The 13,141-nt window shown below is 62.3% G+C and carries 11 protein-coding genes and 1 pseudogene; 4 read left to right on the forward strand and 8 right to left on the reverse strand.

All coding sequences use genetic code 11. The annotated features are described in order from the left end of the window. The first annotated feature begins 623 nt into the window (after window positions 1-623). Entirely contained in the window at window positions 624-746 is a 123-nt protein-coding gene (gene tnpB / locus CX676_RS23355; protein ID WP_408634507.1) for an IS66 family insertion sequence element accessory protein TnpB, read from the forward strand. On the opposite strand, the pseudogene CX676_RS22125 reads toward tnpB, so the two are convergent. Together CX676_RS22125 and CX676_RS22130 are read right to left on the reverse strand one after the other, a co-directional pair. Then, window positions 716-1,786 (reverse strand): annotated as a pseudogene (locus CX676_RS22125) (IS1182 family transposase); the annotation flags it as partial. The gene tnpB and the pseudogene CX676_RS22125 sit on opposite strands and share 31 nt — an antisense overlap. Before the next feature lie 107 nt (window positions 1,787-1,893). After that, the gene (locus CX676_RS22130) at window positions 1,894-4,197 is read right to left on the reverse strand and encodes a hypothetical protein (RefSeq protein ID WP_101754937.1); all 2,304 of its coding nucleotides are present in this window, start codon (window positions 4,195-4,197) and stop codon (window positions 1,894-1,896) included. A gap of 260 nt (window positions 4,198-4,457) precedes the next feature. Between CX676_RS22130 and CX676_RS22135 the strand changes: the two genes are divergently transcribed. Continuing rightward, window positions 4,458-5,525 carry an IS110 family RNA-guided transposase gene (locus tag CX676_RS22135; RefSeq protein WP_101753191.1) on the forward strand — a complete coding sequence of 356 codons (1,068 nt, stop codon included), beginning with the start codon at window positions 4,458-4,460 and terminating at the stop codon, window positions 5,523-5,525. Between the two features lie 282 nt (window positions 5,526-5,807). Here CX676_RS22135 and CX676_RS22140 read toward each other — a convergent pair whose 3' ends face one another. From CX676_RS22140 to CX676_RS22160, 5 genes are all read right to left on the reverse strand, one after another. Then, the gene (locus CX676_RS22140; protein ID WP_101754938.1) at window positions 5,808-6,104 is read right to left on the reverse strand and encodes an ATP-binding cassette domain-containing protein; all 297 of its coding nucleotides are present in this window, start codon (window positions 6,102-6,104) and stop codon (window positions 5,808-5,810) included. Window positions 6,105-6,155: 51 nt separating this feature from the next. Beyond that, complete coding sequence (locus CX676_RS22145) at window positions 6,156-6,800, reverse strand: glutathione S-transferase family protein (protein ID WP_101754939.1); 645 nt, start codon at window positions 6,798-6,800, stop codon at window positions 6,156-6,158. Window positions 6,801-6,949: 149 nt separating this feature from the next. Then, window positions 6,950-7,234 carry a DUF4242 domain-containing protein gene (locus CX676_RS22150; RefSeq protein ID WP_101754940.1) on the reverse strand — a complete coding sequence of 95 codons (285 nt, stop codon included), beginning with the start codon at window positions 7,232-7,234 and terminating at the stop codon, window positions 6,950-6,952. Window positions 7,235-7,314: 80 nt separating this feature from the next. Further along, a complete protein-coding gene (locus tag CX676_RS22155) occupies window positions 7,315-7,806 on the reverse strand; it encodes a hypothetical protein (RefSeq protein ID WP_157936054.1) in 492 nt (163 codons plus the stop codon). Window positions 7,807-7,849: 43 nt separating this feature from the next. Then, window positions 7,850-8,902, reverse strand: coding sequence for an AfsR/SARP family transcriptional regulator (locus CX676_RS22160; protein ID WP_101754942.1), 1,053 nt, complete (start codon window positions 8,900-8,902; stop codon window positions 7,850-7,852). A gap of 191 nt (window positions 8,903-9,093) precedes the next feature. Between CX676_RS22160 and CX676_RS22165 the strand changes: the two genes are divergently transcribed. After that, a complete protein-coding gene (locus CX676_RS22165) occupies window positions 9,094-10,026 on the forward strand; it encodes an alpha/beta fold hydrolase (protein ID WP_101754943.1) in 933 nt (310 codons plus the stop codon). 401 nt (window positions 10,027-10,427) lie between these two features. Here the strand turns inward: CX676_RS22165 and CX676_RS22170 are convergent, their stop codons facing one another. Then, window positions 10,428-11,318, reverse strand: coding sequence for an alpha/beta fold hydrolase (locus CX676_RS22170; protein ID WP_101754944.1), 891 nt, complete (start codon window positions 11,316-11,318; stop codon window positions 10,428-10,430). Window positions 11,319-11,449: 131 nt separating this feature from the next. Here CX676_RS22170 and CX676_RS22175 point away from each other — a divergent pair, with 131 nt between their 5' ends. Next, the gene (locus tag CX676_RS22175; protein WP_101754945.1) at window positions 11,450-12,643 is read left to right on the forward strand and encodes an alpha/beta fold hydrolase; all 1,194 of its coding nucleotides are present in this window, start codon (window positions 11,450-11,452) and stop codon (window positions 12,641-12,643) included. The last annotated feature ends 498 nt before the right edge of the window (window positions 12,644-13,141 follow it).

Genomic DNA, 13,141 nt, shown 5'->3' on the forward strand with positions numbered 1-13,141 from the left:
GACCGTCCGCTTTGGGCCGAGGGTGTGTGGAAACTCATGGCCTGGGTTGGCCACGGGCGATCATACGGTCCGGTGCGCGCCATCGGCGTATCCCTCCGGCGGGGACCGTCTGACGGGATTTCGCCGCCGGTGATAAGTCCGACCTTATGGCCGACCATAAGTTCAGACCTGAGATCGAAGTTCTTTCTGCCGCGGATGCGCCGCGCCGGCGGCACTGGCGCGATGCGGACAAGATCCGGATCGTGGAGGAGAGCTTCGTGGGGCCTCGTCAGGTGGCGGCGACGGGCCCGGCGGCATGGTGTGTCACGCTCTCTTCTGACGATATGGCGCCGGCAATATCGCAACGGCGAGTTTGGTGATGAGACAGCGTCGGCGTTCATACCGTTGACGATCTCGCCCGGGAGGCTCGCGCCAGTGACTGCGAAGGCGCCAGTGGCGCGGCGTGACACCCCTAATGTGCAGCTCGAGATCGTGCTGAGGAACGGGCGCCGACTTCTTGTCCCCTCCACGGTGGACCCGGAAGCGTTGGCCCGGCTTCTTCCGGTGCTGGAGGGTCGATGATCGCCTTCCCGGCGGGGGTGCGCGTGTGGATCGCGGGTGGGGTGACGGACATGCGGCGCGGCATGAACACGCTGGCGCTGACAGTTCAGCAGGGACTCGGGCGCGATCCGCATGCGGGCGAGATCTTCTGCTTTCGCGGGCGCAAGGGCGACCTGGTCAGCTTGTTGCCTGCCGGGCAACGATAGACGTCGCGTTCCGGATCGTAGAGAAAGTCCGCCTTGACGAACATGCCTTTGCCTTCGTTGCCCGAGGTGGCGGGCCGCGGCACGGTCGTGGTGATGCCCACCTCATGGCAGGCAAGGATCTCGGTGCCGCTGAAGTAGCCCTTGTCGACATTGGCGTGCAGGTCGTCGCGGCCGAGAGCCTCCTTGGCCGCCACCGCCATCGGGCTCAGTTGATCGCGGTCAAAACCCTGGTTCGTGACGTCATGCGTGACGATGATGTGGGTCTCGGTATCGACGACATTCTGGACGTTGTAGCCGACGAGCCCGCTGTGCCGGGCGCTGGTCGCCATGGTGCGGGCATCTGGATCAGTCAGGGATATCTGGCCGTCCGGCGCGTCGGCCAGGGCCTTGTCCATCGCCTTCAGCCGCGCGACCTCCTGCCGGATGCGGCCGTAGCGGCGGGCAAGATGGGCGACCTTCTCAGTGCGCGCCTCGCCTTCCTCCTGCCCGTCGATGCGGACCATCTCGTTGATGTAGCGTTCGACATCGGCCTCGAGATGCGCCAGGCGGCTGGCGATCTTGCCCTTGGTGAAGTTGCGGTCGCGGTTGTTCACCGCCTTGAACTTGCTGCCATCGATCGCGACGCAATCGCCCTTCAGCGTGCCGATCCGGCGGCAGAGTTCCACGAACTGCGCGCAGGTCTTGCCGATGGCCGGGCCATTGTCGCGCCGGAAGTCGGCGATAGTCTTGTGGTCCGGCACAAGCCGACCGGTCAGCCACATCGCCTCGACATTGCGCCCCGCCTCGCGCTCCAGCCGTCGGCTGGAAGGGATCCGGTTCAAATAGCCGTATATGAACAGCTTGAGCAGGACCGCAGGGTGATATCCGGGCCGCCCCGTCCGTGCCGGGGCCGAACGCACGAAGCCAAAGCCTGGTAGATCAAGCTCATCGACAAAGAGATCAACGACGCGAACGAGGTGATCTTCGCCGATCCAGTCCTCCAACCGCTCCGGGAAAAGGGCGGTCTGGCCACGCCCAATACCTTCGATGAAACCCGCCATGCCGAACCCCTGCTGACCTGCAGAAGTCTACCACAGCAGGCAGTGTCCACACAGCCTCGGCCGTTCAGATATGACTAGGCGGCGACGATCACCGTGAGCAGTCTTCGCTACTGCGATGCCCTTCCGGCACGCCCTCGGACGGCTTCACTGACCTTTGCACCTAGTTCTTTCGCTGCGCCAGTCGTGGAGGGCTTCGCGGCAAGGCAGCGGGCAAGCCTGTGTCGAGCGCGTAAAACCTCGGGAGCGACCATGTCGGCGGCCGAGGCCGTCACAAGAAGCTCCATTGCCGCCCGCAGAGACGATGGCGATAGCATCCGGTCACGTGCCTCGATGGCGTTGATCAGGTCGTCTGCCATGCGGGCTTCGAGCCAGGTAAACAGCTCACGCGGCAGCGCGCTCCCGGCCGTGCGGAGCCGTTCCAGGCGGAGCGTCAGTGCCGTGATCTGACGGTCCGCAGCCGTCAGCAAGGCTGTGTGCAGGTCGCGCGCCGCTTCCAAGACCTCTGCGCGCCATTCACTCCTGATCCCCCGATCCAGCAGATCATGCGCGCGTCCCGTGCCGAGCAACGCCGCGACCCCAGCAACCGGCCCAAGGATCAGCGCCCCCGCGGGGCCGAGGACCACAAGGCCCAGGATCGCGCCCCCGGCCTGTCCCGCGCCGGCCAGACCACCGCGGACGGACAGGTCGATCACCAGCCATGCCGGCAGATCCTCGACCGGGATCTTTCCTGTCCATGCTTTATGTGCCGCGCGTGCTCCGCCGATGATCGTCGCATAGAGAGGCACAGGCACATCCGCCAATCCGGCGGCAGCCTCAAGTGATCGGTCGACGAGGCTCTGGACATGATCGAGATCGAAACCGCTCGCGGTCGTCACCATTGGCGCCCAGGGCTCATCCAGAACTTGGGCCTGTGCGGCCAAAGCGTTATCGGCGATGACCGGAATGTCAGGGTATTTCGCGAAATGGTCATGCAACAACGAGATGCTGGTGCCGCATTTGACTTGGACCGGAACGCCATCGACGATCAAGTCGTAGCCCGGCATCGTGGAACTCTCGGGCAGGATCACATCGTGGCCGTCTTCGATCAGTTGCGCCATGACCAGTTGCTCGGCGCTGTAACCCCGCAATGCAACCCGGGCACCCAGAGAGGCGAAATTCGCGATATGAACCGAAAGGTCCAGCGGCGTGTCGAACTCGGACACGCGCGAGAAATCGGCAGCGGCCAGAACGGAGGGATCGACGGCCGCTGCGTGATAAAGCATGTCGCCTGCGGTCAGACCTGCAACGAGAGCCGTGTTCTGACGGTCGGTGCTTTGCTCGACGGCGATCCGCGCACCCCAGAGACCTGGCGCCGCATCTGACACGGAAGGAATGTCCGTCGACAGGGTGGCGATGATTGTCCCGGCCCGCATCCGAACAGCCTTGCGCTGCTTGCCGTCGAGATGGCGCAGCTCTGTGTCGGGCATCCGGTAGAGCCCTCGAAACGCGTTCAAGAGCGTAGCCATCCCGTTGACCGCACCCTGACCGCGCACGGCCAAGAGGATCGCGACCCTTGCGGCGGCAATCTCAAGAGCGGCGCTGGCCCGGCTGCTGATCGCCCAATAGCCAAGGGTCGCGCTGCCGGCGATGACGGTCACGGGATTGATCATCACGAACAGAAGCGATGTGAGCGTCGGCCCCGCCACGAAAGGAATGACGGATGAGAGGTGGGCCGCCATGAGATAAGGCGCAAAGCCCGCCGACCCGATCGCGGTGGCCAATGCGGCCCATCCGCCGCCGGCAAGAACCGCAGTAGAGATGGCCTGCTGGCCCTTGCGGATAGCTTCGGCAACCTCGGGATCCAGCTCTCCGCGGTCGCTCGCTGCCGCAAGGCCCTTCATCATGACCATCATCTCATGCGCGACGACATCCGGAAAGGTCACCGCCGCCCGCGCGCGCCTGCCGACGCCCGTCGCGCGGCGCAGCAGCTGCCGTCCCGCCCGACCCGTGATCGACAGGTCGGCATCCGCCCTCTCTTGCTGCGCATTGGCGACGGCAGGGGCGAGGATCTCGGAGGCCCGGACGGCGATGGCGGCGGCCTCCTCCTCCATGCTGCGGGTTGAAAGAGGATAGAGGTCCGGCAGCCCAAGACTCTGCTTCACGCCGAGCCACAGCCTTGATCGCAGCGCATCCGTCGAGAGGGGCCCGCTCATAAGATCCTTGGCGAAAGCGGTCACACGATCGGCACCCTGCTTGTCGTCCGAGACAAGCTTTCGCCAGGCGGCCTCGCCCACGGCGCCTGCAATTTTTGCAAGACGTGCGGCGTTCAGCAGGGCCAAGAGGCCACAGATTTCCTGGCGGGACGCATCGCCCAGACCGGCAGCGATGTGGCGGGGAGACGGAGCGGCCTGTTGGGAGATCATATTCGGCATCTTAGAAGCCTACCTACAGGGTCGGCGGCAGGGAACCCATGCTATGTGACGATGTCTCCTGATTTGACCGAAGCTTCGCTTGGCGCGCATCAGATATTCACCTGTCAGGGTCACTGCACTGAGCATGAGCGGCCGGTTTAGGGAAGCTAAGCTCTACGGTCGCTGCTCCCCTGAGCGGCAGCTAATGGGATGTGCCGGCTGCTTCCCCCACCGTTGGGTTATCCTGAACCGGGATCATCCGCGCCAAAGGAGAAGCAGCCATGTGTGCGAAGAAGACAGGAAGCATTGAAGACCTGGCAGTTGTCGGCATCGACATCGGCAAGGATACCTTCCACCTGGTCGGTTTCGACCGCTCGGGTCAGGTGGTTTTGCGCAAGCAGATCAAGCGGCTCGCACTGGACGCAACGTTCGAGACGTTGCCACGATGCGTGGTCGGGATGGAGGCCTGCCTCAGCGCCCATTTCGTCAGCCGAAGGCTGCGCGACTTGGGGTTCGATCCGCGGATCATTCCGGCGATCTACGTGAAGCCGTTCAACAAAGGCCAAAAGAACGACTACAACGATGCGGAGGCGATCGCCGAAGCCTCCCTGCGGCCGAACCTTCGGACGGTGACGGAGAAGAGCCAGGACCAGCTCGACCTTCAGGCCCTGCACCGGGTTCGGTCTCGGCTCGTCTCGCGACGTACGGCAACGATCAACCAGATCCGGGCTTTCCTGATCGAACAGGGGATCGCGGTCCGCAGCGGGCTCCGCGCCTTGCGGAATTCCTTCGAGACGATCCTCGAACAGCGGCGCGACGAGATCTCTGCCCGGATGCGGAATATCCTGATCGGGCTTTACGGCGACTGGCTCTGGCTCGATGACCGGATTGCCGCCGTATCAACCGAGATCGAGGAGATCAGCCGTACGGAAGAGAACTGCGCGAACATCATGTCGATCCCGGGTATCGGACCGATGATTTCGACGGCCATGGTCGCGGCGGTCGGTCGGGGCGAGGTCTTCGACCGGGGCCGCGACTTTGCCGCCTGGGTTGGGCTGGTGCCCCGACAGTTCAGCACGGGCGGGCGTACGATCCTCGGACGGATCACCAAGCGGGGAAGCCGATACCTGCGCATGCTCTTCGTGCAGGCCGCCAAGGTGATCATGATGCGCCCCCACCGTTGGCAGGCGTTCAGCTTCGGAGCCTGGCTCGAACGCGCCGCATCCCGAATGCCCAGGAACAAGGCTGCGGTTGCCCTGGCCAACAAGCTGGCCCGCACGGCGTGGAGCATCCTGCGTCACGGCACGCGGTTCGACACCCCCAGAGATCCGACCATGGAAGCAATCTGACAGCCTCCCGGTCACCACGGAGTTCGCGAAAGAGGACAGCATGGAACGGAGAAACTACGCCCCCAGAGTCTGACGGCCCTTTAGGTCATTATCGACCTTGCCGCTAATGAGACCAAGGTGCGTGCGTAACCCCATCGAGGCCACGGCCCGCGAGCCGACAAACAGGCCGGATACATATGAGCGATTTCCGAAGACGCGCCGATTTCTCAATTGCGAACAGCAGCCGGCACATACATAAGGGCCGGCCTTGTCATTGGACGGCGGGATGCCTCCGTCGCTGCCTCAAGCCCTGTGATGATCGATGATAATATGGGGCAGACCTTTCGAACAGTGCTCGACACGCGCCTCCACCCCGTAGACCTCCCGCAGAAAGGCGGGTGTGATGATGTCACCCGGCTTCCCAGCCGAGTGCATCCGGCCATCGACAATCACGATCACGTCGCTGCAGAAGCGCAAGGTGTGGTTCAGGTCGTGAATTGCGATCAGCACTGCCATGTCGCGTTCAACGGCCAGCGCCGAGACCAGTGAAAGCACCTCGATCTGCCGGTTGAGGTCAAGCGCCGAGGTCGGTTCGTCCATCAGCAGAACCCGGGGCTCGCGAACAAGGGCGTTGCCCTTGCCACATTCAGATCATCTCCCATGACGCTGGCGCACGCGCGCGACGCTGCTCCGCTTCGCGACCGCTCCGTGAACGCGCGCCAGACGGGGCTTGCCAGCCAGCGCGACGGGATCGTCGCCGAAGAACTCGATCAGCATGTAAGCATAGAGGTCCAGAGCGCTGATCCCGTCGGTCAGAAAGAACGGAGCGCCGACGATCGCCCGGTCGAGCGCTGTGAACTGGTCGCGCAACCGCGCGCGCGCATTGTCGATGAGAGCCGGATGGGTTCCCGGGTCGTCCAGAAAGCGCTCGGGATGGTTGAACTGGACGAAGGTCATGTAGGGGCTTGCGGCCATGTAGATGAGCCAGCGCAGGAACGTCGCCCTGTCGGGGTGGTCGGGCCTGGGAACCAGCAGCTTATCCGGGTGGCGTTCGCCCAGGGCGATGATAATCGCGGCGGTCTCGCCGATGACCTCACCTGACGGGAGTGCGAGGACAGGAACCTGCCCGGTCGGGTTCACCGCCAGATATGCCGCCGACTGGTGCGCGCCGGCGGCCATGTCGATCGCGACGCGCTCAAAGGGGATCTGCATCTCTTCCAGCAAGAGCTCGATCACCATTGCCCCGGACATCTTCTCCCAGAAGAGGCGGTAATGACCTGTTTCGACCTGCGTCAATTCCCACCTCCGTTCTGCCGCTTCCCACGATGCCGGACGGCCAGCGGGGAGGTGTCGATCTTTGCGCCGACCGGAGGGTCCGGCAAAGGACGCGATCTTCCGTTCCTATACCGACAAGACGACCGATCCCCGGGGCGTCCAAGACAGGATCAGCTCTTGGCCGTGAGCGGATCGATCACCTGCGGGACCTCCGTGATCGCGCCGACCGGGATGCCCGACAGTTCCGAATGCTTTCGGATCGCTGCCTCGCTGTCGGCCAGATAGATGCAAAAGGTCTTGTCGCGGGCCACGTAGCTTTGGACCCACTGGATGCCCGTGCCAATCTGTTCCAGCGCCTGGTTTGACGCGCTGGCGGCGGCGCAGAGCTCGGCAGCTGACATTTGGCCAATCGCCGGAATGTCGCGCTCGATCATGAAGCGTTTCAACTGTGTCATCGGATGGTCCTTTCTCAATCAGTTCCAATTTGCCACTTTCAGTTTTTGAAGACGAAGCATTCCACCGGCGCTTTGTGAGTTCACTCCCGCGCCGGAAGGCTATACTGCCCCTGCTTCGTTCCGACATATTGAACCAGACCTTCGCGTGCGGATCGCAGGGTGCGGGTGCGTATCTCGAAAAGTCCGGTCAGCCCTTCGTATTTGCCGGTGCCGCCCAGCCAGCGTCCCGTCCCGACATGGGGTGCGTCCAGTGGCTGTCTGTCGAAGGTCGCGCTTTCGAAGATCTGATCGCCATCTGCATCGGTGTAGGTACAGTTCACCAGTTCTTCAAAGGTCTTGGCCGTTTCATCCACGGTCCACGTGCCCAGACATCTGCCGGTCTGGTTGTGCAGGAACGCGGCGTTATCGGCGTTCATTGCGGTCAGGGTCGAATCGACCAGCCCAAAAATTCGGCCAGTTCCGGTCTCAATCGGTTCGACCTCATTTGCAGCGTATCCGACGAAATTCGCCGCGAAGGTGCCCTCGCCCGCAACGGATTGGGCGTTTGCCGGCAAGTACGGCAAGTTGGCCATCAAGATCGCAAGCCCCGCCGTTGCGACAGCACGCCGGCGATGGCTAGCATCCTGCGGGATAGAGCATCGCATAGTCGGTTTCCCCTTCAAGCATTTGGCGCGCGGCGGTCTGACTTGATGCATCAATACTGTCCTCTGGCAAATTGACGGGTGACGCGGTGAATCTGCTGTCTTGAATGGATGCGGCCGAGGCTGGACTGACCCAGATCGACATCGGCTTTCGATCCGGTTCGGACGGCTGGTAACTGCCCCACGGGCCAAGGACCTGAAACAAGGTGATGGCCGCAGCAAGACCGGCTGAGAAAGCGCCAAGCACTGGCCGGTGCGACGTTGGCACGACGCGCGCCGGCATCGACAGGGGCACATGGCAGGTATACACCGACGAACTGAGCGCCCGGTCGACCTGTGGCGCCGGAGCGGCGCCAAGTTCCCTGGCGAAAAGGTCGTGGCAGTCCTTATGTGCGGTCGCGGCTTCTTGTCGGCGGCCAAAGGCGATGCAAAGCGCGATCAAGGCCGCATGGGCATCATCTTGAAACGGCTCGCATTCAAGCCGTCGTCGCGCGGCGGCAATGGCTGCCGGTCCTTTGCCACGCTCGGCGAGGATTGCGGCCGCCTTGCCATGCAGTTCAGCACAAAGCTGGTCGTATTCCCGTTGCCGATCACGCAGCCACGCCTCGAACTCGGCAATCCCGACATCCAGCCCGGCGCAGAACCGACCGCGAACCATCAGTGACAGTTCCGGGATCGCCTTGTGCGCGCCGGTTTGCAGCGCCGATCGGATCTCGGCGAGATCGAGCGACACCAGATCAGGGTTCAGCCAGACGGCGTTCTCATCGGCGATCAGCACCTTTGCGGCATCGCCAAGCTGCGATCTCAACCTCACAAGACATTGACGCAAAGCGTGACGAGCTGCGGGCGTGGAGGATGCCTCGGCCCAAAGCAACTCGACCAGCCTCGTGCGGCCCGCCCGCAGGTCTGGTGCCGTTGCCAGACAGCCGAGCAGTGCCAGCGCCTTCGGCCCCGGCGTGGCCAGCACCTGGCCGTACTGGCCTTGAAGGCGTGGTTCGCCCAGAAATGATAAGCGAAGGATCGGCATCGTCCCTGCAACCCCCTGATGGGTATTCTAGCACAAGAACGGCTAGACCTCGAAAAAACATGAAGAAAAGCCGGAAATTCACCGCAAGCGCTGTCGCGTGACGGGGTGCGTGACGCTGTCGTGACGTCCCCCGTCCGAGACTCACCGAACTGACGACCGAATTTGGCGAATCAAGGAAAGGAGACGGAGTTATGAAGAAGGTCACATTCACAACAGCCGCCGCCATTGCGATGGGGTTGACGGCGGCTCAGGCGATTGAAACCGGAACTATGCAGGTGGACGGGGCAGAACTGACCTATATCGAACAGGGCGAAGGCACACCGATCGTGTTTGTCCACGGCGCAATCTCGGATGCGCGGGTCTGGGAAGGTTATGCCGACCGTATCGCAAAGGAGGGTCGCTTTGTCGCCTATACCCAACGCTATTTCGGGACCGCCGACTGGCCGGATGATGGGATGGGTTTTACGCGCGGGACTCATATCGCCGACCTGATCGCCTTCATCGAGGGTTTGGGTTCCGGGCCGGTCGATCTTGTGACGTGGTCCTATAGCGGCGAGATCGCGACCTATGCCGCTTTGCAGCGGCCCGATCTGTTCCGCTCGATGGTGCATTTCGAACCGGACGTAGACAGGCTGATCGACGAGGTTCCGGGCGCTGATGCCGCACGCTCACAGTTCGGTGCGACGGTTGGCCCGATGATCGCCGCGTTGGAGGCTGGCGACACCGAATCCGCCGCGTTGCGCATCATCGAGTCGGTGTTCCGGATGCCTGAGGGCTCAGCAGGAGAAGAGCCAGAACCATTTCCAACATACTGGAAGGAAAACGGTCGCACCCTGCCGATCTATGGCGGCATGGCACCGGGCGCGCCGCTGACCTGCGACGATCTTGCGCAAATCAATGTGCCGACGCTGGTTGTGCAGGGAACCGACACGCTGGTGCAATGGGCGATGATGTCAGAGCAGGTCGCGAAATGTTCCGGCAACGCAATGCTGGTCCGCATGGACGGCGTTACGCATGACGGTCCCTACAAGCGCCCAGACCGTTTCATGGATCTGATCATGTGGTTCCGGTCGCTGAACTACGAACCGAGTGCAGGCGGGGCTGACGAGCCTGATGCGGGGTGAAGAAATTGGCAATCCAACATGGCTGGCAGGCGGTCAGATTCTGGAGGCTCGTCTGCCATGCCAGCGCATCCGTGGATTGTGCCGGACTGTTCCACATGCCAGGAATTCCTCGGACTAGCCGGCTGGTCATCAGTATGTGCTAATCGATAGAAACATCCCGCATCGCATGGCTTCAGCGTGTGCCCGTTTTCGCGCCTGCGACGAATGGCAGGTTCGACGGGCCACGCCGCGGCATTTTGTCCCGTTGTGAAGGTCAGGTTTGGGCCGACATTACCTGACAATCACGAGCGGCACTGCGCAATGGTGCCGCAGTGCCGCAGGTCGGGTAGGAGCTCCCTCAGTCTTACACAGTCTTCCCTCAAACTGCGCCGCCTCCTCACGGATGTTCGTTCTCTCCACTGTCATTCGACAATTGAAAGAAAACCCTCAATCACCGCGCTGAACTTGTCGGGCGCACGATAGGGCCCGCCGTGATTGACTTCGGGAAGCATCACCGTCATCCCATTTTCCACGCATGCAGCGACGAGGTCAGCCATGATCGAGAAGCGCGTGAAGGACTGCGCACCCTGCACGACAAGCGTGGGCGCCGTTATCGCACCAAGCGCGTCACAATCGAGCGACGGTGACGGGTCCATCGCGAGATAGGGCGCAACCGTTCGGCCATTCTGGCGCCACATCTCCTGCGCCGGTTCGGTCTCGGCACCTCCTTCAGGCAGTTCGAACACTGCCTCGATGAAACGCAGGGCAGCATCCTCGGGCCTGTCTTCCTGCGCGGCCATGACCGCCGGCCCGAAATGCGAGAAGAGATCGCGTGTCGCGTTTGCGCCGCCGGGCGCGCCCGACACAAGGTTGTCGAGAACAGGTTCGTAATGCACCGCCGAGCGGAACAGGTCCGGACGATCAAGCATCGCATGGACGCCGATCTCGCCGCTGTAGGACCAGGTCACCAGATGAACCGGACCGGCATCCAGGCCCTCTACGAAAGCAATCAGATCGCTGACATGGGTGGTGCGCTGGAAATTCGTGGCGTCATCGGGCCAGTCGCCAGTTCCAAAGTAGCGCTGTGAATAGGCGACGAAGCGGCGTTCATCCGATATGATCGGACCATAGGCTTCCCACGCCCGAAGATCGCTGATCGCACCGTGGACGAATACGACCGGCACACCCTCACCTTCGCTGACATAGGTCAGGGACGCACCATTGACCTGCATTTCGGCGGTTTCGGCAATTGCGGTCTGACCCAGCGCGATGGCTAGGGCCGCTGTATATGTGACTGAAAATCTCGACATCATTCCCTCCAGTTCTTTGATTTTGCGTGACTTGTCGGAATCGAGGCCTTCAGGTTACAATCCGTGACGGCGTAGCGTCCTGAAACCGACATGAAATTTTGTGAAAGCCACGCCGCCGTGGGGAATGAGTTCGGATGGCACGGATCGACATCGGCTATGCCACATTCGACAGCGACAGCCGGCTGGTGAAACGCTTGTCAGGCGAAGAACATACGCTGAGGCCGCAATCCGCCCAGCTGCTGACCGAACTGGCCAGATCGTCAGGCAGGATCGTGTCGAAGCGCGATCTGATGGATGCTGTCTGGGGCGATATCGCCGTCACCGAAAGCAGCTTGACACAATGCGTGGCCGATATCCGTCGCGCGCTTGGCGATCATGAGCGCCGGATCCTGCAGACGCATCCGAAGAGCGGCTATCGGCTGGCCCCGCCCGTCGGCAATGCTGCCGTGGTCAATACTGCAATCGAACCGCTTGACGATGATCCGATCCGCTTTGCGACGTCTGCCGATGGCGTGAGGCTGGCCTGGACCGCGTCGGGAACTGGTCCGCCGATGCTCAAGGCACCAAGCTGGATCTCGAATATCGAGATGGAGGCGCAGAGCCTGATCTTCACCCAATTCTATCGCTGGCTTGGTGAACGTGTGCGCCTGATCCGCTTCGATCAGCGCGGCACCAGTATGTCGGATCGCGTCGAAGGGGTGTTGAGCATCGATGACATGGTCGAGGACATGCGCGCGGTCGCCGACGCGGCCGGTGTCGAGCTGTTCTTTCTGTTCGGCCCGTCGCAGGGCGTGGCCTTCGCAATCGCATTTGCACACAGATATCCCGAACGGGTGATCGGCATCGTCGGGCGCGGCGGATTCGGCCGCGGATGGCTGGTCAGCGGCGACGAGGCCGAGGTTCGCAAATACGAGGGCAGCAAGGCACTGATCCTTGCCGGCTGGAACGACCCGAATCCGGAATATCGGCGATTCTTTACCGCGCGTCTCATTCCCGATTGCAGCGCCGAGGCCGCACGCGAATTCGACGAGATGCAGCGTCGTGCCTGCGATGCGGCCGCCATTCTTGCCAATCTCGAATTGATGGTCAGCATTGACATCGAGGACATGGCGAAAGAGGTGACAACGCCTTCGCTGCTGCTTCATTCCCGGGGAGATCGCTCGGTCGCGGCCGACGAAGGTCGCCGGCTGGCCGCCGCCATGCCGAATGCGGACCTTGTCCTTCTCGAGGATGACAACCACATTTTCCTGCCAGGGACGACCGGCTTCGGCCAAGCCACAAGTGCTATTGATCGCTTTCTATTTGATCTTGGCTTGAGCACGCTCTGATTGAACCAGTGTCCAATGGCCGCTTTGTCCCGCATTGCTGCCGCCCGCCTCACGAAAATGCTGCACCAGCGGTCGAACGGCCGGTTCGGTGAAAGCAACATTGCGGCATCCCGAAATCGCGAAGGGCAGGATTGGGCCGACCTTACCTGGCGATCATGAGAGGCACTGCGTAATGGCGCCGCAGCGCCGCAGGGTTATGCTCGAGGGGATGCCAGAGGCTGAACGACGGGCGGCGGTCGCTGAACTGGTCACGAGCGAGGGCAAACGCCATGCGCGTTGATGCGTGGCGGAGAACACGAACGAGAGAAGGTCGTCGGGACTGGGCTAAGCCGTACCTGCCAGCTTGATCCCCCCGGTCCGGTTACATTGGATCATCGCCTCCCTCTATCCCCGCGAGGGCGGGGGAACCTCTACTGGCTTAGGGGTTGAAAAAACGACAATGTCAAAAAGGGCGGGCTGATCGCCAGACTACCCACTTTCGTTAAAGGAGCAAGAGGT

Origin of the sequence: Paracoccus zhejiangensis (assembly GCF_002847445.1) — a bacterium.
GTDB classification, from domain to species: Bacteria; Pseudomonadota; Alphaproteobacteria; order Rhodobacterales; family Rhodobacteraceae; genus Paracoccus; species Paracoccus zhejiangensis.